Raw genomic sequence first — 18,923 nt, forward strand, 5'->3', positions numbered from 1 at the left:
CGACTCCTCGGAGAAAGTTGCTCACTCGGGGATCTCGTCGGGGTTCGCCGGCCGTACGTGCCGCTGCTCCCGGACGAACACCTGCCCGTCCGACGGTCGGACGTTCCGGTCGTACTCGACGACGTGCGGGGTGGGAACGCCTCCGTGGGACCGGCCGGTGAGGTCCACCCGTTTCACGGCGTGACCGTCCGCGTCGTACACCGTGTAGTTGGTGATCTCACCGGTCTGCGGGTTGCGTTTGTAGAGGACGCCGTCCGGCGGACCATCGTAAACCGGAAGCTTCGCCCCACCGAACTCCTGCCCGTTCCGGAGCTGTTCCGTGGCGTTCGGCGGGCTCGCCGACCCGCCGGGGCCAGGGTCCGACCCGCCGGCGCCGGGCTCGGAGCCACCGCCGCCGGTCGGGGCGTCGGGTCGTGGCGCGTCCGGATCGGGTACGACGTCCGCCAGGTGGCCGACCTTGGCCAGTCCCTTGCTGCCGAGCACCGCCTCGGCGAGGCCGAAGACCCCCCGGCCGATCGCCTCGCCCTCGTTGCCGTTGTTCCAGTCCTCGACGATCGGGTCGACCAGACCTCGCCAGGAGTCCTCGGCGAACCCCCGCGGGTCGGTCCAGAGCTTCCGGGCCGCGTCGTCGATGCCGCTCGGAAGCGCGGCCAGGCCCTCGGCGCTCTCCACGGCCCCCTCCCACAAGCCCTTGAAGAAGCCGCCGAACTCCTTGGCCGCCTCCGCCCAGCCGCCCGGCTGCCCGGAGACCCGGCCCGCCGCGTCGGAGACCAGGACGTTGACCAGGCCTGCCAAGGCGAGGACAAAGGTCTCCTGCACCACCTCACGTACGCCGGGCGGCAGTGTCTCGGTGACGGCGAAGGCGCCGAGGTTGGTCTGGATCAGGTCACGAATCCCGTTCTTGACCCGGGTCACCTCGTCGGCGAAGAAGTCGGCCCGGTCAGCGATCGCCGTCATGCCCTCGGCACCACGGGCGCTGGCCTGGAGGGTGGCCGTCGCCCGGGTGGTGAACGCCGCACCGGCGACGTCCGGCCACGTACCGGCGAGCCCGCCGAGGTTGAACCGTCCGGCCTCGGCGAAGGCCGTCGCCCCGGCACGCCACCCCGCCGCCAGTTCCCGTACCGCGTCCTCGTCCGGCTCCGGCCACCCGCTGTACGCCCTGACCCGGGGCCAGAGTCCCAGCTCAGAAGTCGGCTCGGGCACCGCCACCGGGGCCACCTCCCGCCACGGCCCCGGGGACGGCGGTGATGGCGGCCGCACCCCGGGCGTCGGCGGTCCGGTAGTCCGCCACGCACTGCGCGCCGACCGCCGCGTCCGCCACGATCAGCCCCGGTAGCCGGTCCGCGGCTGTCCGCAGCTCGGTGCCGGGCGCCGTGTAGACGCTACGGAACGCCTGCCCGAGGGTGTCACCGCCGATTCCCGGCTCCGCACCGGTGATCGTGTCCCGGCTGCTCCGCCAGGCCTCCCCGACGGTACGGCCGCACTCGTCCAGCGCCTGCAGGACGGGCAGGACCGCACCGCTGTCCATGTGGAGGAAACCCCCGGCGGGTGCCGTCACCGTACGTCTCCGGCCCGCAGTGCTCCGGCGGTGAACTCGGCCGCCGCTGTGGCGGCCAGCTCCGCCGCCCGGCGGACCGTGGCCAGTACGTCCCGGGCCAGCGCTCCGGCGTCGGCGTGCCGGCGGATCCTCGGGTCGAGGGTGACGTCGACCAGCCGACCGCGCCCGTCGACGGTGGCGACGATCAGCCCGTCGGCCGACTCCGCCTCGATCCGGAGTTCGTCGAGCCGTTCCCGGACGGCCAGCAGGCCGGCTCGGAGTTGCCGGTACCGCAGCTCCACGGTGGACTCCGGCGCCGCTCAGCCGGTCGGCCGGCGTCGGTCGAGGACCGGGCCGGGAGCCGGGGTCACCTGCCACAGCTCCTCGTCGAGCAGGTGTCCACCGTTGCTGTCCGGGTCTTCGGCACGCCGGTTCGCCGCCCGACCCGAGCCGACGGTGACCCCCGGGGTGCCGGCGAGGCCCTCGGTCCGGCCGCGCAGCCGGGGCGGTACCCCGGGTACCGCGCGCAGCGGCCGGTCCCGGTGTCCGCCGGCCCGGCTGTCGGCGGTACCGGGTCCCGGAAGGTTGCCGGTCCCGGCGCCGCCGGCCAGCGCAGGCATCATCATCGGCGGCACCATCCGGCCCATGCCCGTTCCGGTGCCACCGCCCGCCGCCGGGATGGCGGTGCTCGGGCTGGCCGGCGGCGGCGCGGCGGCGAGCGGACCGACGCCGTTGACGGTCCGGCCCGCCTTCGGGATGGCGCTGGCCGCACCCGCGACCGGCGGTACGCCTCCACCGGCCCAGGATCGGCCGGCTGCGGCACCGGCGACGCCGAGGGCGCCCACCGGCGGCACGAGCGGCGGTACCGGCGGCGGCGGTGCCACCGGCGGAATCGTCGGTACGGCGGGCAGGGCGCCGGGTGCGAGCCCGACCGGGGTGGGTGCGGCGACGCCGGCCAGGCCGGGACCGCCTCCGACGGCACCCGCACCGGCCGACGAACCACCGCCGACGGCACCCGTACCGGCCGACGAACCACCGCCGACGGCACCCGTACCGGCCGACGAACCACCGCCGACGGCACCCGCGCCGGCGGCCGTGGCGCCCGTCGCCGCACTCGTCGCCGAGGCACCAGCAGGTGCCGCGGCGGCGGCCATCGTCGAGGCGCCGGCGGCGCCGGTGCCCGCCGGTCCGTCCCAGGCGGTCCCGTCGGCCGCGCCGGCGACCCGGGTCGCCACCTCCGCGAACGCCTGGTCGAGCTGCCGCAGCAGCTCCCGGGCCTGCTCCACCAGCGCCTGCAACTCCGCGACGAGCTGCGCGATCGCGGCGGCCGCCCCCGGTCCGGCCGGCACCCCGGCCACCTGCTGGACCAGGGCGTCGAACGTCGTCCTGAGCTGGCTGACACTGTCGAAGGTGGTCCGTACCGCCTCGTTCAGCGTGGTCAGCGCCGGGCCGAGCTGGGCCGAGGCCAACGTCTGCTGCCACGCCTGCACGACGCTCGCGCTGCGGGTCAGGCGTTGCGCGTACTGGTCACCGGCCTGGTCCTGCCAACCGGGGGCGATCTCCCCGGCACCGCGTCGCAGCAGGTCCCCGGTGTCCCGGAGTCCGTTCTGGACCGCCTCCCAGCCCTGCGGGCTCCGGGAGAGATGGTCCGAGTGCTGCCGCTGTGCCTCGGCCTGACCGTACAACCTGGTCATTTCCTGGATCAGCGCACCGATGTCCATCCGGTCACCTCCTCACCGCCGTACGAGTGGGTTGTCAACGCTGCGTCGTCGGAGACGCCGGTACGGCGCCCTGGATCGCCGTACGGCCGGTGTCGTCGCCGCCCAGGTAGCCGCTCGCGCTGTCGCGGGCGACCGAGGCGTACGCCGTGATCCCCTGCTCGACCTCGGCGCAGAACGCGATGATCCGGTCGGTCACCTCGCGTACGGCGGCGTTGTACCGCTGGCAACCCGGCAGCGTGTCGCCGCAGTCCCGCGCGCTCCCCGCCACCTCGGCCGCCGCCGTACGGGCCGCGACGACGGCCGCCGGGTCGAGCCGGTCGGCGACCTGCCGGAGAAGTTCGGTGTCGCCGTGGATCATTCCCGGTGCCGCTGCCATGGCCCCTCCCGTCGACGAAGTTCGTTGCCGTGCCGAGCGAACCACGCCGGCGGGGCCGGCCGGTGGCCCGCGACAGCAACCGGCCAACCGGCACCCGCCCAACCGGCGCCCAACCGACCGGCCTGACCACCCAGACGGCCACGGCCAACCGGCGCCCGACCACCGGGGTTGCTAGCCGGCCGGTGGCAGCCAGGCCAGTTGCAGCAGCCGGGGCGGCAGTCCCCGGGCGATGAGCCGGCCCCGGCCCGCCGGCAGCGGCTCCGCCTTGAGCCCGCCGAGCAGTGGTCCCTCGCCGGGTTCGCCGGAGAGCAGCAGGCCGGGCGAACCGACGTCCCGCAGCCGGGCCAGGAACGGCTCGAACAGGCCACGGCCGGCACCGCCGGTACGACGGGTGAGCACCACGTGCAGACCCAGTTCGCGTCCCTGGGGCAGGTATTCGAGCAACGGCTGGAGCGGGTTGTCCATCGGACTGACCACCAGGTCGTAGTCGTCGACGAGGACGAACAGTTCGGGTCCGCGCCACCAGCTCCGGGCGCGTAGCTGCTCCGGGGTGACCCCGGCCCCGGGCCTCCGCTCGGCCATCCCCCGGGCCGCCTCGACGATCAGTTGGCGGGTGCCGACCGGATCGGTGCCGTGCCCGAGCAGGTGGCCGGCGGGGACGTCGCCGAGCAGACCACGTCGGTGGTCGACCAGGATGATCCGCGCCTGCGTCGGCGGGCAGTTCTCCACGATCCGACGGGCCAGCAGCCGCAGGAAGGCGGTCTTGCCGGACTGGGCGTCGCCGAGCAGCAGCAGGTGGGGATCGGTGCCGAAGTCCAGCCGGACTGGTGCCAGGTCCTGCTCGGCGATGCCGACGCTGAGGCCCCGACCGCCGGTCCCGTTCGCGGCCGCCGGACGCTCGGTGAGCACCAGGGGGTGCTCGTCCCGGGTCGGCAGCTCCGGGTAGGGCACCACCGCCGGCAGCAGACGTACCCGGGGAGCCGGTTCACCCGGCCAGGTGGCGGCCACGGCCCGGACCAGCGCGGTGGTCGCGGCGGGCAGCCCATCAGCGGCGGCCACGCCGTCGATCCGGGGCAGGGCCAGCAGCATCTGGTGCCGCGAGGTGGTGACCCCCCGTCCGGGCGCCCCCTCCGGTACGGCGAGTGCCGCCGCCCGGTCCACCGTGGTGTCGATCGGGTCGCCGAGCCGCAGTTCCGCCCGGCTGCCGAACAGGTCCCGGACGGCGGGCCGCAGGTCGAACCAACGGGCTCCCGCGACCAGCAGGTGCACGCCGTGCGCCAGTCCCCGGACCGCCAGGTCGCAGACCGTCTCCTCGACGTCGGCGAAGTCCTTGCGCAGGGTCTGCCAACCGTCGACCACCAGGAACACGTCCCCGTACGGGTCGTCCGGGAACTCGCCCCGGTCGCGGGCGGCCCGGTAGCCGGCGATCCCGTCGATCTCCTGTTCGGCGAAACGCCGCTCCCGTTCGGTCAGCACGGCGGCGACCTGGGCGACGGTCCGGCGGACCGCCCCGACGTTCTGCCGGCCGGCGACCCCGCCGACGTGCGGCAGGTCGCGCAGCGCGGCGAGCGAGCCAGCGCCGAAGTCGAGGCAGTAGAACTGCACCTCGCGAGGGGTGTGGGTGAGGGCGAGACTGGTGATGACGGTACGCAGCGCGGTGCTCTTGCCGCTGCGCGGGCCGCCGGTGACCAGCAGATGCCCGGCCGACCCGGCGAGGTCGAACTCCAACGCGTCGCGGCGCTGCTCCAGCGGCCGGTCCACGACGCCGGCGAGCACCCGCAGCCGCCCGGTCAGCTCCTCCCGGCCGGCCCGCAGGCCGCGGACCGGGTCCGCGCCGGGCGGGCCGAGCAGGGCGTCCAGGGTGGGCGATTCCGCCAGTGGCGGCAGCCAGACCTGGTGGGCCGGGGCGCCCCGACCGGTCAGCCGGTCCACCAGGATGTCCAGCAGACTGTCGGTGCCGCCGTCGTCCGGGTCGTCGCCCGACGCGTCGGCGCCCCGGGTCGGCTCGGCAGCCGGGTCGGCGGTCAGGCCACCGGCCGGGTCAGCGGTCAGGCCGTCGGCCGGAGCCGGCGGGAGGTGGTCGACGACGTACTCGATCAACTCCACGGCTTCCGGGCCGGTCGGCTCCGACGCCGTCTCCGGCCGCCGGTGCGCCCCGGAGACGTACGCGGCACGGAACCGGACCAGCGGCTCGGTGCCGTACCGCAGGAAGCCGTGGCCGGGCGCGCGCGGCAACTCGAAGGCGTCGGTCGCGCCGAGCACCGTACGGCTCTCCATCGCCGAGAAGGTCCGCAGGCCGATCCGGTACGACAGGTGCCCGTCCAACCCGCGCAGCCGCCCCTCCTCCAGCCGCTGACTCGCCAGCAGCAGGTGTACGTTGAGCGCCCGGCCGATCCGACCGATCTGCACGAAGGTGTCGATGAAGTCCGGCTTGGCGGAGAGCAGTTCGCTGAACTCGTCGCAGATCACCAGCAGCGTCGGCACCTCGGGCAGCGGCGCGCCGGCCGCCCGGGTCCGCTCGTACTCCCGCATCGAGGAGAAGTTGCCGGCCGCCCGGAGCAGTTCCTGCCGGCGGATCAGTTCACCGTTGAGCGCGTCGGTCATCCGGTCGACCAGCGGCAGTTCGTCGGCGAGGTTGGTGATCACCGCGCTGGTGTGCGGCAGCGCGTCCAGCCGGGTGAAGGTCGCACCGCCCTTGAAGTCGATGAGCGCGAAGTTGAGCGAGTTCGGCGGATGGGTGATCGCCAGCGCCAGGACCAGCGTGCGCAGCAGTTCGCTCTTGCCGGAACCGGTCGCCCCGATGATCAGGCCGTGCGGTCCCATCCCGTCCTGCGCCGACTCCTTGAGGTCCAGCTCCACCGGGGTGCCGTCCGGTTGCAGGCCGAACATCACCCGCAGCCGGTCCCGGTTCGGCCGCCGGTGCCAGGTCCGCTCCGGGTCGAAGGCGTACGGGTCGCCGAGTTCGAGCAGGTCGGCGAGGCCGAGGTCCTGGCTGAGCGCCGGCTCGCCCCGGCTGGTGCCGGCCAGTCGGAGCGGGGCGAGCTGCCGGGCCAGCGCCTCGGTGCCCGCCGCGTCGAGCTGGTCGGCCCGGCCGAGTTCGGCCCGCCCGTCGAGCGTGCCGGCCACCAGCGTCCGGTCGGCGTCGACCTCGAGGACCAGCGCCGACCGGTCCAGGGGCGCCGTCGGTCCGGCCGGGGCGAGGTCGACGACCAGGACCCCCTCGACGCCGCCGCCGGTCATCAGATGGTCCGAGCCGGTGACGTCGCCGCCGTCCAGTACCACGACCAGTTGCGGTCCGGTGGCCCGCCGCCGGTCCGGGGCGAACCGGGGCCGGGTGGCGAGCAGTTCCTCCAGCAGTTCCTCCAGCCCGGCCAGGGTCGGGGCGACCAGGCGTACCGGCCCGGCCGCGTCGGTCAGTTCCGGGTGCAGGGCGTGCGGCAGCCACTTGACCCAGTCCCAGGCCGGCAGTTCGGCGGGTCCGGCACAGACGGCGACCCGTACGTCGTCCGGGGCGTGCAGGGTGGCCAGCTGGGCGAGCATCGCCCGGACCAGGGGTACGGTCCGGGCCCGTTCGCCCCGGACGTGCAGTCGGGCGAAGCCGGTCAACGCGACCGCGAGCGGCAACTCCGGAACCGCGCTGTACGTCTTGAGGAACCGGCGCAGCGCGAGCGCGGAGAGCGGTTCGAGCTGCTCCAGGGGTTTGGTGTCCGGTGCGATCAGCGCGGTCGCCGGGCTCTGCGGCCCGACACCGACCCGGATCACCCCGAAGTCGGCGTCGTCGATCCGCCGTTCCCAGAGCCGGTAGCTGTCCACGATGGACCACAGCTGCCCGGGCTCGGGATGCAGGTACAGCAGAGCGTCCCGCTGCCGGTCCACGGTACGCAGCAGCCGTACCCGGTGCTGGGCGAGCCGACGCAGGTAGAGCCGTCGGGCGTAGCCCATCTCCTGCCGGCTCGGCCCGTTGCCCCGGGCGACGGCGACCAGCACCATGGCCAGCATCGCCACGCCGAGCAGGCCGAAGACCACGAGTCGCAGCGTTCCGTTGGCGGAGCCGGAGAACATCAGCAGCATCGCCGCCATGATCACGATCATCGGCAGGATGCTCAGCGCCGCCGTCCACTGCCGACCGGTCGGCGCGGGAATCTCCGGGGGAGCCTCCAGGACCAGCTCGCCGGAGGGCATCTCCGGGCCCGGCCGGCGCGCCGGCCGTCGTACCACCACCGAGGCCACCGGCTCCTCCTCGCCCAGGATCGTCGACAGGAGGCCCGTTCCGCCGACCGCTACCGCCCCGGTGACCGGAGGGGACCCCTCCGTGCGATCCTCACCGACCTCGGAGGTCGGACGGGTGGTGCTGGCAGGAAGGTGACGACGACGGTCGGCGGGACCCGTCCGCGACTACCTTTCGGACCGTCCCCCCGCCAGCCGCGGGGACGACCCGACAACAACCGCGGCGGGCATCCGACGAGTCGACGACAACCGCGGTACGCCCGCGTACGACCCGACGGAACCGGACGCTCGCGCGGACCGTGGGAAGGAGTGAGCTCATGGCGGCGGGAGACCAGCTGCACGGGGTAACCGAGTCGCTCGAGCGGGCGGCCGCGATGGCCGGCGTCGTCTCGGGCGACATCGAGGGGCACCGGGCCGCGCTGCGGCCGACGGTGGAGGCCCTCCGGGGACAGTGGGAGGGCACCGCGCGACCCGCTTTCGACGCGGCGCACGAGCAGTGGGAAGCGGGGATCACCCGCCTGGTCACGGCGTTGAACACCCTCGGCGAGAACACCCGGTTCTCGTCCAACACCTATGTGACGGCCGACGAGGCCGGGGCCGCCGGGATGAACGCGGCGGCCGGGCAGAGCCCGTTCGGTGGGGCCCTCCGGGGCTGAGTAGCGGCAGCGGAAGGAACGGCAGATGCTGATCAAGGGAAACTTCAGTCAGCTCGACGGCCTGGCCGACCAGATCGTCGCCACGGTCGGGCGGGTGCAGCAGGAGATGGACACCTGGCAGAGCACCTCCGGCGCCACCTCGGCGGACTGGCTGGACCAGGCGGGTGGCGAGTTCGAGGAGATCAGCCGCGCCTGGCAGCAGGTGTCCGCCGCCCAGCAGGCGATGCTGGAGGCGCTGCGGGGCGGTGTACAGACCGCCAACAGCGAGTTGCAGCAGGCGTTGTCGGCGGCGGTGGCCCGGGTGGGCAGCACCGGGATCTGACCGGACGCCGGAAGCGGCGAATCGGGGGGGACGGCCGTCCGGGCCGTCCCCCCGCTCGTCGTGAACGGCACGCCCGCTGCCCCGCCTCCGTCACCGGCCGGCGCGGCCGGCCGGGTCAGCGTTCGGCCGTCGGCGGCGGTAGCAGGAACATCTCCTCGGGCGGCTCGACCGGAGCCGGCCGGGCCGGCAGCGGCGTCGCCCGGCGGGGCCGCCACCGACCGCGCCGGCCCCGGCTGACGACCACGGACGCCAACACGGCCAGTCCGGCCACCGCGACCGCGGCCAGCGTCACCAGGCCGGCCGTCCGGCCGGCCGCCGCCCACCGCGCCTCGGCCCGGACCCGCTCCGGATCGGCCGACGGCAGGACCACCGGGGGCACCGCCGCCGGGGGCTCGGCCACCAGCCCGTCCGTCACCGCCCGGTACGGGTTCACCAGGCCGGCGCCGTAACCGGGACCGCCCGGTGCCGGGCTGACGGTGGCCAGGATCCGCTCGGCGACCTGGTCGGCGGTGAGTTTCGGCCAGGCGGACCGGACCAGCGCCGCCGTCGCCGAGACGAACGGTGCCGCGAAACTGGTGCCCTGCCAGTACCGGTGCCCGCTGACCCTGGTCGCCCCGAGCACCCCGGCGCCCGGCGCGACCAGGTCGACGTGCGGACCGAGCTGTGATCCCGACATCCGGGTACCGGTCTGGTCGACGGCGCCGACGCCGAGGACGCCGTCGTACGCCGCCGGGTACGACGGCTGGTCGGCCGTACCCCGCTGCTGGTTACCGGCGGCGGCGACCACCAGCGCGTCCCGACTCCTGGCGTACGCGACCGCGTCCCGGACCCGGCGGCTGTCGGTGACGCCGGCCAGCGAGAGGTTGATGACCTTGGCGCGCCGGTCGGCGGCGTACCGGATGGCCCGGGCCAGCACGGTCGGATCCACCACCTCGGCGCGGCCGGTGTCGGTGAGGTCCCGCTCGCTGACCCGGACCGGCAGGACCCGGGCACCCGGCGCGAGCCCCGCGAATCCGACCCCGGGCACCGGGTCGGCGGCGATGATGCTGGCCACGGCGGTGCCGTGCGAGACACAGTCGAAGTTGCCCGGCAGGTCGCCGACGAGATGGAAATCCTCACCGCGCAGCACCGCGCCCTTCGCCCTGAGCTGCGGGTGGTCGGCGTCGACCCCGGAGTCGATCACCGCGACCAGTACGCCGGCACCCGTGCTGTGCGGCCAGACCGCGGCCGGGTCGAGCATCCGCTGCGCCCAGGGGAGCTCCCGCACCGGAGGGCCGCCCGGTTCGGGGTTGCCGCAGGCCCCCCTCGGTGGTGCCGCCAGGGCGCCGGAGGCAACCGGTACGACACCGGCCACCCCGCCCAGCGCCACCCCGGCCAGTACGGCGACCAGTGCGGCCCGGGTCAGCCCAGCACCCGGCCGGCGCCGCCCACCCCACCGACGTCGACCGGAGCGCCGGTCTGTCCACCCACGACCGGTCGACGGCGCGGAGCCGGCGTCCACCGGTCTCACCGTCGACCGGCGATGATCTCGCCCAGGGTACGCAGAGCGGGGTTGCCCGGCTCGAACGAGGCACCGTGCGGGTCCCTGCCGACGGCCGTCTCGAAGACCTGGCCGCCGAACTCCGGGCTGGTGGGGTCGATCTGGTGCCCGACGTCGACCCAGAACGGCGTCGCCCCGGGAGTGTCCTGGGCCGCGTTGACCCGGAGGTTGGCGATCCGGATCGGGTCGTTGGGCGGGGTGGTGGCGTACACGTGTTGTCGCATCTGCTCCGGCGCCACCCCGTCGAGCCGCAGGTCGCTGGCGTGCCCCGCCCCGGTGCCGGGGCTGGAGACGAAGACCAGCCGGTCCGCCGCCAGGCTCTCGTCGCGGGCGGCGTGCCCGAGTGTCGTGGTGCCGTAACTGTGCCCGATCACGGTCTGCAGTGCCGGCTCTCCCTGGTGGGTGGCGCGCAGCCCGTCCTGGAAACTGTCCAGCGCCTGCTTGCCGCCGGTCGCGTAGCTCTCCGAGCCGGCCAGGAACACCTCGTCCGGCGTGTCGTACCCGATCCAGGCGACGACCGAGGTCGACGCCGAGCCGGCGTCCCGGGCGGCGTCCCAGAGCCGGCCGGCCCGGTCGAGCTCGCCGGGCACACTGCCGAGATCGGTGCCCACCCCGGGCACCATGGTCGCGACGTTGCGGGCGGTGTCCGGGTCGCCGAGCGCGACGACGGCCCGGCCGTCGTCCGCGGTGTCGAGCCCGAGCAGGTACGGCTCCCGGCCCGGCGTGGCGGCCGCGCCGAGCCGCTCCTGGAGGGCGGTCAGCCCGGCCAGCTTGTCCCGGACCTGGAGCAGCTCCGGATTCCACATCGGCGGCTCCTCCTGCCACATCCGCTGCTGTTCCTCGGCCACCAGTTCGGCCTCGCGCGCCCGCAGGGCGGTGATCTCCCGCTCGAGCACCGCGCGGTTCGCCTCGTCCCGCACCGCCGCCGGAATGCCGTCGAGGTTGCGGACCAGGTCGGGCGAGTCGCGCAGGATCGCCGCCCGCTGCTCCGGAAGCAGGCCGTTCCACCACTGCCCGACCTGGGCCGGGGTCGCCCCGGCCGGCGGACCGTCACCGCGACCCAGCGGGGCACCGCCGGCCCCGGCGACCCGGCCGGCGGCGGCGGTCACCAGTTCCCGGACCATGCCGGCCACCTCGGTGACGAACTGGGCGCGGACAAAATCGGCGAAGACGACCCGGTCGGCGGTGATCGCGGCGTACCGGGGAAGGTTGGCCTCGATCAGGTTCACGATCGCCGTCTTGACCGCCGTCACCTCGTTGGCGAAGACATCGGCCCGCCGCGCCAGCTCGACCATCTCCGAGCCGGTCACCGCCGCCGTCCGGAGGTGCTGGCGGGCCCGGTTCTGGAAGGCGCTGCCGGCAGCGTCCGGCCACGCCCCGGCCAGACCACCGACGTCGTATCCGCCGGCCTGGATGAAGCGCTGTCCGGTTCGCCGCCAGTCGTCGGCGAGTGCCCGTACGCCGTCCTCGTCCGGCTCGGGCCAACCGCTGATCGCCCGTACCTCGGGCCAGAGACCGTGGTCGGCGGGGGGTTCGGGAACGGGCACGGCTCACCGTCCGCCCGGGACGGCGGCAGCTGGCGCGGCCGGGGCGGCGGCGCCACCCGGCACCGACGCGCCGCCGGCGACACCGCGAAGGGCCTCGGCGCCCCGCTGATCCGCCGCCACGTAGTCCGTGACACAGCTCGACCCGACCTCCGCGTCGGTACGCAGCGTGTCCGGCAGGCGGTCGGCGTTCGCGCCCACCGCCGCGCTGTCCTCGGCGTAGATACCCCGGAACGCCGCGCCGAGTTCGTCGCCGCCGATCGCCGCCTCACCGGCCGGGATGGCGCTCCGTCCCGTACTCCACGCGTCGTCGAGGTCGGCGCCGGTCGACGCCAGTCCGTGCAGCACGGGTTCCACCGCCTCGACGTCCATCTGCAGATAGCCGCCCGGCACAGTCATCCACGGCTCCCTCCGGTCGTGCTGGAGACCACCGTGTCGAATCCGCCCGCCGCGCGGTGCCGACTGGCCGGTTGCTGCCAGGCGCGGTCAGCACACCGGTGACGACGTCGCCCGCTCCCCGCTCAGGCCCTGTTCAGGGCAGACGGGTCTGCAACACACCCCCGACGACCCGGGTCGGCAGCACCTGCTGGTCGTTGGCGGCCGGGCCGTGCACCACCCTGCCGTCGCCGAGCTGGAACGTGCTGCCGTGCCACGGGCACACCACGCAGTCCCGGCCGCGGACCGTCACCAGTTCGCCCTCGCCGAGCGGGCCGCCCTGGTGGGCGCACCGGTCCAACAGCACGCTCACCTGGTCACCATTCCGGTAGACCAGCACCGACACCTCGTCGATCCGACGGGTGTGCAGGGTACGTTCCGGCAGGGCGGCCAGGTCCGCGACCGCGTACCAGCCGTCGGAGAGTTGACGCAGCTCGGGAATGCCGTGGTTGACCGCCGACGCCTGCTTGTACGCCAGGTGCCCGCCGAGGAACGCACCGCCGCTGACCGCGCTCAGGCCGGCGAACCCGAGGGTACGGCCGACCGCGTGCAGACCGGCGAGCCGGGCAGCGAGCGAACCCCCGTACAGCAGCACGCCCACCCCGTTGGCGATCGCGTGCACCATGCCGACCCGGCGCTGTTCCCGGGCCAACGACGCCCAGTCGTTCAGCCCGGAGAGCGCGGCCGGCAACGCCGCCGCGGTGCCGACCCCGACCAGGGCGGTGGCGGCACGACGCTGGCCCGGCAACAGGTCGAGGATCGCCGCGGAGACCCAGGCACCGACCGGCAGCTGCACCAGCGCCGGATGCAGTGGATGCCCGAGCCACACCCCGTGCAGGACGTCGCGGACCCGCTGCGGACGCAGCACCGCGAGCACTCCGCGCTGGAGCCGGTCACCAGCCCGGTCCAGTACGGCAGCCTGCTCAAGTCGGGTCAATAGGGCGCGCATCGACGCGTCTTACCCGCCGCCCCGCGCGACAAACGCGTCGCCGCCCGACAACGTACGCCGGACCCACCCACTTCGGGCGAGTCGCCGGCATGGCGGCGGGCACGCCGGGTAGAACGGCAGGCATGCGGATCGCGATCACCGGGGCCACCGGCAGCGTCGGAAGCGCGTTGCTGCGCCGACTCTCCGCCGAGCGGGACATCGAGGTGATCGGCATCGCCCGGCGCTGCCCGAAACCGGACGCCGGGCCGCCGTACGACGCGGTGCGCTGGTGGCACAGCGCCGACCTGGGCGATCCGGCGTGCCTGCATCCGCTCGCCGAACGCCTGGCCGGGGTCGACGCGGTGGTGCACCTCGCCTGGCAGTTCCAGCCCGGCCACGAGCGGGCCCGGCTGAGGCGTACCAACGTCAACGGCACCCGGCACGTGGTGAACGCGATGCTCGCCGCCGACGTACCGAGGCTGGTGTACGCGTCGTCCGTCGCGACGTACGCCCCCGGGCCGAAGGACCGGCTGGTCGACGAGAGCTGGCCGGCCACCGGCATCGGCCAACGCTCCTGGTACAGCGTTGACAAGGCGACGGTGGAGACGTACCTCGACGGCGCCGAGCGCGACTACCCGGGGCTGCGGGTGGTCCGGATGCGCAAGCCCCTGGTCGTCCAACGCGAGGCGAGTGCCGGGGTCACCCGACACCTGCTCGGGCGCCTCGTGCCGGTCTCCCTGTTCCGTGGTGGCCGCCTGCCGGTCGTACCCCGGCACCGGCTGCTGCGGGTCCAGGTGGTGCACGGCGACGACGTCGCCGAGGCGTACCTGAAGGCACTGCTCAGCGACCGGACCGGCGCCTTCAACATCGCCGCGGAGCCGGTGCTGGACGGGCCGCTGGTCGCCGCCGAGGTCGGCGGGCTGGCGGCGCCGCTGCCGCTGCCGCTGCTCCGGCTGCTGGCCCGGGCCGCCTGGCGCAGTCGATTGGTCCCCGCTGACGAGGGTTGGCTTGAGTTGAGCGCGGCGGCACCGTTGATGGACTGCTCCCGGGCCGAGCGGGAGCTCGACTGGCGACCCCGGCACAACGCCGTCGACGCACTGCGCGAACTGCTCGCCGGGATCGCCGACGGCGTCGGCACCCGAACCCCGCCGATCCGCCAACAGGCAGCCTGAAGGTGCAAGGAAGGGCCCCCTGTTGTCGCTTTTTGTAGAGGAAGGGCCCCTTCCTAACGCCCGCTGCGTCAGGCTGGACAGCATGGACCGGACCCGGGTGGCGGACTGGATCGCCAGATACGAGCGGGCGTGGCGCAGCGTCGGCACCGCCCCGCTGGCCGAACTGTTCACCGACGACGCCCGCTACCTCCAGGGGCCGTACCGGGAACCCGTGCTCGGCCTGCCGGCGATCACCCGGATGTGGGAGGCGGAGCGGAACGGCCCGGACGAGGACTTCACCATGTCGTACGAGATCGTGGCGGTCGACGGGGACGTCGCGGTGGCCCGGCTCGAGGTGCGGTACGGCCCACCGAGCGGGGACGAGTACCGCGATCTCTGGATCATGCGCTTCGCCGGTGACGGCCGGTGCCTCGCCTTCGAGGAGTGGCCGTTCGCCAAACCCGGCTGAGGCGACCGCCCCCGTTTCTCCGAGGGTGGCCGTTCGCCGAACCCGGCTGGGACGACCGCCACCGTGAGCAGATTCGCTGCGGCACGGAGCCCGCTGGCCGGATGCCTCACCGGCGGGCCCCTCCCGCAGCCGAGCCGGAAGGGACCCGTGCCCTCACCCGAGGGCCAGGGCCGCGCCGATGATGGCCTGGGTGACCGGCGGCTGCTCCTCGCCCTTGGCGTCCGTCGAGGTGACCGAGTACCCGGCCCGGAACCTCCCGTCCCGGCTGCTCGCGATGGCGGTGGAGTAGCCGTACCGGCCGCCGGACTTGCCCCAGAGGACCTGGCCGGTCGGCATCGGCAACGCGGTGAGACCGACGCTGTAGAGCGCCGGCCCGCCGCTGATGTCCTCCGCAGCCGCACCCCGCTGGCCGGCCCCGGCCCGGCGGCCGGACGCTGCCCGACCGGCTCCCGATCCGGATCGGTCTGGCCACCGGGAGGGTGTGCGACCGGCCCGACGCCAGGCATCCTGGTCCGATGGGTGTACGGGTGGAGGACAACGGTCCTGTTCGGACCGTCGTGTTGTCCCGGCCGGAGAGCCGGAACGCGGTGGACGGGCCGACCGCCCGCTCGTTGGCGGACGCGTTCCGGATCTTCGACGGCGACGACGAGGCGGCGGTGGCGGTGCTCTGGGGTGAGGGCGGCACGTTCTGCTCCGGCGCCGACCTGAAGGCGATCACCACGTCCAGCGGCAACCGGGCCGAGCCGGAGGGGGACGGCCCGATGGGCCCGACCCGGATGGTCCTCGGCAAGCCGGTGATCGCCGCGATCGCCGGGTACGCCGTCGCCGGCGGCCTGGAACTGGCGCTCTGGTGCGACCTGCGGATCGCCGAGAGTGACGCCGTCTTCGGGGTGTTCAGCCGTCGCTGGGGCGTACCGCTGATCGACGGTGGGACGAGCCGGCTGGCCCGGTTGATCGGCGAGAGCCGGGCGATGGACCTGATCCTCACCGGCCGTCCGGTGCCGGCCACCGAGGCGTACCAGATGGGACTGGTGAACCGGCTGGTGGCGCCGGGCGAGGCGCGGACGGCGGCGGAACAGTTGGCCACCGAGATCGCCTCGTTCCCGCAGCGCTGCCTCCGCAACGACCGGTTGGCCGTACTGGCCGGTGTGGGGCAGCCGGACGCGGAGGCGCTCCGCCTCGAATTGGCGTACGGGATGGACTCGCTCGCCGTCGACGCACCGGAGGGGGTGGCCCGGTTCGTGGCCGGCGAGGGCCGGCACGGGGCGTACGACTACACGCCGCGCCCCCGACGCGGACCGGCGGCCCGGGTGGTCGGCGCGGGCGGTGACGCCACCGAGCCCGGGTAGCCGGCCGTCACCCGCGGCTGGCGGGCAGCGGTGGCAGCGGGAGCGGGATGGCGGGCAGGCCGTCGAGGCTGCTGGCGACGTGGTCCTTCTTCTCGCAGTAGGCGGAGAACTCCTCGTCGGTCTTGCGGCCGAAGAACTCGGTGTGCAGCGTCCGCTCGGCGCGCAGGTCCATCAGCGGTACGGCGTACCCGCAGCTGTCGCTGATCCGGTGCGCGGTGACCAGGATGACCGCCCGCAGCCCCGGGTCGTCGGCCCGGCTGAAGTGCCCGATCAGGTCGCCCCAGCGCGGGTCGTCCCGGAAGATCACCTCGCCCCGGCCGTGCACCCGGACGATGTTCGGCGGACCGTCGAAGGCGCACCACATGAGGGTGATCCGGCTGTTCTCCCGCAGGTGCGCCACGGTTTCCGCGCCGCTGCCCCCGAAGTCGAGGTACGCCACCGTCCGCTCGTCGAGCACCGCGAGCGAGCCGACGAGCCCCTTCGGTGAGAGGTTGACGTGCCCGTCGGCGGCGAGTGGCGCGGTCGCCACGAAGAAGACCGACTGCGCCTCGATGAAGGCACGCAGCCGACCGTCGATCCGATCATGAGTCTTTCCCACGTCCCCATCCTGCTCCGCCTATTTGACCAGGACACACATCGGCCCACCAGGTGGACGGGCACGGGCGTTAGGAAGGGCCCCCTCCTATACAGGAAGCGATAACAAGGGGCCCTTCCTTACACCTAGACCTCGAGCCAGACGGTCGTGTCCGGCGGCAGCAGGTCGCCGTCGACCGGGCGGGAGGTCAACAGCCGGGTCCGGTGCGCCGGAAGCGACACCGGGTCGGCGGAGAGGTTCACCACGCAGGCGAAACCAGGGTCCCGGGCGAAGGCGAGCACACCCTCGGGGGCGTCCAGCCAGCGCAGGGCACCGTCGCCGAGCGCGGGCACCGCCCGGCGGAGCCGGATCGCCGTACGGTAGAGCTCCAGCATCGAGTGCGGGTCGCCGGTCTGCGCCTGTACCGTCCGGTCCTTCCAGGTCGCCGGCTGGGGCAGCCAGGGCGCGGCGGTCGCGCCGTCCGGGCTGAACCCGAACGGCGCCGCGTCACCGGCCCAGGGCAGCGGGACCCGACAGCCGTCCCGCCCGGGGTCGACAAATCCGGAGCGCGGGAACATCGGGTCCTGGCGCAGCTCGTACGGGATGTCCTCGACCTCCCACAGACCCAACTCCTCGCCCTGGTAGACGTACGCGGCGCCGGGCAGGGAGAGGGAGAGCAGGGCGGCGGCCCGGGCCCGTACGGTGCCGAGTTCCAGGTCGGTCGGGGTCCCCTCGCGCTTGCTGGCGAAGCTGAACGTGGTGTCCGCACGGCCGTACCGGGTGACGACCCGGGTGACGTCGTGGTTGGAGAGGACCCAGGTTGCCGGCGCGTCGATCGGGGCGTGCTCGGCCAGCGTGCCGTCGATGCTGTCGCGCAGCTTGGCCGCGTCCCAGGCGCAGCTGAGGAAGTCGAAGTTGAACGCGGTGTGCAGTTCGTCCGGGCGCAGGTAGTTGGCGAACCGCTGCCGGTCGGGCAGCCACACCTCGCCGATCAGGACACGCGGCTCCGGGTACGAGTCGGCGATCCGCCGCCAGCTCCGGTAGATCTCGTGTACGCCGTCCAGGTCGTGGAACGGGTGCGGTGCGCCGTCCACCACCTCGGGCAGGGTGGCGTCCTTGAGCAGCAGGGCGGCCGAGTCGATCCGGATCCCGTCGATGCCCCGGTCGAGCCAGAACCGCAGGATCTCCTCGAACTCGGCCCGTACCCGGGGGTGGTCCCAGTTGAAGTCCGGCTGCTGGGCGGCGAACAGGTGCAGGTACCACTCGCCCGGGGTGCCGTCCGGGTTGGTGGTCCGGGTCCAGGTGCCGCCGCCGAACTCGCCGATCCAGTCCGTCGGCGGCAGTTCGCCGTCCGGGCCCCGGCCGGGACGGAACCAGAAGAGGTCGCGTTCCGGCGCGCCCGGACCGCCGGCGAGTGCCGCCTGGAACCAGGGGTGCTGGTCCGAGCAGTGGTTCGGGACCAGGTCGATGATGATGCGCAGGCCGAGCTGGTGCGCCTCGGTGACCAGCGTGTTGACCTCGTCGAGGGTGCCGAAGACCGGCTCGATGGCCCGGAAGTCGGAGACGTCGTAACCGGCGTCGGCCATCGGGGACGGGTACCACGGCCCGAACCAGATGGCGTCGACCCCGAGGTCGGCCAGGTAGCCCAGCCGCTTCCGGATGCCGGCGATGTCGCCGATGCCGTCGCCGTTCGCGTCGGCGAAGCTGCGCGGGTAGACCTGGTAGATCACCGCGTCTCGCCACCACCGGCGGCTGTCTGATGTGGACACGAATACCTGCTCTCTGGATCGGTCCGTGGTCGTTGCCGCCGGCACCTGCGCGCCCGGGTCCGGGCGGTCGCCGTTGACCACCGCACGGGATTCTGAGGTCTGTCGGCCGGATACGGCCATGATCGGATCAGTTCTCCGTACGGCCCGTCGCGGCCCCACGGCGTCGCGGGGCCTCGGATCTCTTCATGGACGCCACCTTCCCGGGCGGTGCGTGCGGGGTGTGACACGGACCTCTGGTACGCCTTGTTTCGTGTCGATGACCATACAAACCCGATGCGAGGTCCGCAATAACCCGACAGAACTCTGAAAGATGACGACGGAACGG

The 18,923-nt window shown here is 74.0% G+C and carries 17 protein-coding genes and 1 pseudogene; 5 read left to right on the forward strand and 13 right to left on the reverse strand.

The window, feature by feature from the left end; genetic code table 11:
• Positions 1-21: 21 nt before the first annotated feature.
• The 6 genes from V1633_RS06815 to eccCa all read right to left on the reverse strand — a co-directional run bounded on the left by V1633_RS06815 (position 22) and on the right by eccCa (position 7,864).
• Complete coding sequence (locus V1633_RS06815) at positions 22-1,209, reverse strand: WXG100-like domain-containing protein (protein WP_331213331.1); 1,188 nt, start codon at positions 1,207-1,209, stop codon at positions 22-24.
• Entirely contained in the window at positions 1,184-1,558 is a 375-nt protein-coding gene (locus V1633_RS06820) for a hypothetical protein (RefSeq protein WP_331213332.1), read from the reverse strand. Before V1633_RS06820 ends, V1633_RS06815 begins: the two co-directional genes overlap by 26 nt.
• Positions 1,555-1,839 carry a YbaB/EbfC family nucleoid-associated protein gene (locus V1633_RS06825; RefSeq protein ID WP_331213333.1) on the reverse strand — a complete coding sequence of 95 codons (285 nt, stop codon included), beginning with the start codon at positions 1,837-1,839 and terminating at the stop codon, positions 1,555-1,557. Before V1633_RS06825 ends, V1633_RS06820 begins: the two co-directional genes overlap by 4 nt.
• A gap of 18 nt (positions 1,840-1,857) precedes the next feature.
• Complete coding sequence (locus tag V1633_RS06830; RefSeq protein WP_331213334.1) at positions 1,858-3,258, reverse strand: hypothetical protein; 1,401 nt, start codon at positions 3,256-3,258, stop codon at positions 1,858-1,860.
• A 34-nt stretch (positions 3,259-3,292) separates the two neighbouring features.
• Complete coding sequence (locus V1633_RS06835; protein WP_331213335.1) at positions 3,293-3,634, reverse strand: type VII secretion target; 342 nt, start codon at positions 3,632-3,634, stop codon at positions 3,293-3,295.
• Between the two features lie 171 nt (positions 3,635-3,805).
• On the reverse strand, positions 3,806-7,864 hold the full coding sequence (gene eccCa, locus V1633_RS06840; protein WP_331213336.1) for a type VII secretion protein EccCa: 4,059 nt from the start codon (positions 7,862-7,864) through the stop codon (positions 3,806-3,808).
• Positions 7,865-8,178: 314 nt separating this feature from the next.
• Here eccCa and V1633_RS06845 point away from each other — a divergent pair, with 314 nt between their 5' ends.
• Both V1633_RS06845 and V1633_RS06850 read left to right on the forward strand, forming a co-directional pair.
• Entirely contained in the window at positions 8,179-8,517 is a 339-nt protein-coding gene (locus V1633_RS06845) for a WXG100 family type VII secretion target (protein WP_331213337.1), read from the forward strand.
• 25 nt (positions 8,518-8,542) lie between these two features.
• Positions 8,543-8,839 (forward strand): WXG100 family type VII secretion target, encoded by a 297-nt coding sequence (locus tag V1633_RS06850; protein WP_331213338.1) that lies wholly within the window; start codon positions 8,543-8,545, stop codon positions 8,837-8,839.
• 115 nt (positions 8,840-8,954) lie between these two features.
• On the opposite strand, the gene mycP is transcribed toward V1633_RS06850, so the two are convergent.
• The 4 genes from mycP to V1633_RS06870 form a co-directional block, all read right to left on the reverse strand.
• A complete protein-coding gene (gene mycP, locus V1633_RS06855) occupies positions 8,955-10,244 on the reverse strand; it encodes a type VII secretion-associated serine protease mycosin (RefSeq protein WP_407951987.1) in 1,290 nt (429 codons plus the stop codon).
• A 101-nt stretch (positions 10,245-10,345) separates the two neighbouring features.
• Positions 10,346-11,926 carry a WXG100-like domain-containing protein gene (locus V1633_RS06860; RefSeq protein WP_331213340.1) on the reverse strand — a complete coding sequence of 527 codons (1,581 nt, stop codon included), beginning with the start codon at positions 11,924-11,926 and terminating at the stop codon, positions 10,346-10,348.
• A 3-nt stretch (positions 11,927-11,929) separates the two neighbouring features.
• Entirely contained in the window at positions 11,930-12,322 is a 393-nt protein-coding gene (locus V1633_RS06865) for a hypothetical protein (RefSeq protein WP_331213341.1), read from the reverse strand.
• Positions 12,323-12,455: 133 nt separating this feature from the next.
• Entirely contained in the window at positions 12,456-13,307 is an 852-nt protein-coding gene (locus V1633_RS06870) for a Rieske (2Fe-2S) protein (protein ID WP_331213342.1), read from the reverse strand.
• Between the two features lie 122 nt (positions 13,308-13,429).
• Between V1633_RS06870 and V1633_RS06875 the strand changes: the two genes are divergently transcribed.
• Both V1633_RS06875 and V1633_RS06880 read left to right on the forward strand, forming a co-directional pair.
• Complete coding sequence (locus V1633_RS06875; protein ID WP_331213343.1) at positions 13,430-14,458, forward strand: NAD-dependent epimerase/dehydratase family protein; 1,029 nt, start codon at positions 13,430-13,432, stop codon at positions 14,456-14,458.
• 82 nt (positions 14,459-14,540) lie between these two features.
• Positions 14,541-14,906, forward strand: a complete 366-nt coding sequence (locus V1633_RS06880) for a YybH family protein (protein WP_331213344.1) — start codon at positions 14,541-14,543, stop codon at positions 14,904-14,906.
• A 153-nt stretch (positions 14,907-15,059) separates the two neighbouring features.
• Here V1633_RS06880 and V1633_RS06885 read toward each other — a convergent pair whose 3' ends face one another.
• Positions 15,060-15,242: a hypothetical protein gene (locus tag V1633_RS06885; protein WP_331213345.1), complete on the reverse strand. Its 183-nt coding sequence runs from the start codon at positions 15,240-15,242 to the stop codon at positions 15,060-15,062.
• Between the two features lie 179 nt (positions 15,243-15,421).
• Here V1633_RS06885 and V1633_RS06890 point away from each other — a divergent pair.
• Positions 15,422-16,174: pseudogene (locus V1633_RS06890) on the forward strand (crotonase/enoyl-CoA hydratase family protein); the annotation flags it as partial.
• 88 nt (positions 16,175-16,262) lie between these two features.
• Here the strand turns inward: V1633_RS06890 and V1633_RS06895 are convergent.
• Both V1633_RS06895 and V1633_RS06900 read right to left on the reverse strand, forming a co-directional pair.
• On the reverse strand, positions 16,263-16,853 hold the full coding sequence (locus V1633_RS06895) for a pyridoxamine 5'-phosphate oxidase family protein (protein ID WP_331213346.1): 591 nt from the start codon (positions 16,851-16,853) through the stop codon (positions 16,263-16,265).
• A gap of 122 nt (positions 16,854-16,975) precedes the next feature.
• Positions 16,976-18,598 carry a glycoside hydrolase family 13 protein gene (locus V1633_RS06900; protein WP_331213347.1) on the reverse strand — a complete coding sequence of 541 codons (1,623 nt, stop codon included), beginning with the start codon at positions 18,596-18,598 and terminating at the stop codon, positions 16,976-16,978.
• Positions 18,599-18,923: the final 325 nt, after the last annotated feature.

The organism is Plantactinospora sonchi, from assembly GCF_036422035.1.
In the GTDB taxonomy this organism is placed as follows: Bacteria; Actinomycetota; Actinomycetes; order Mycobacteriales; family Micromonosporaceae; genus Plantactinospora; species Plantactinospora sonchi.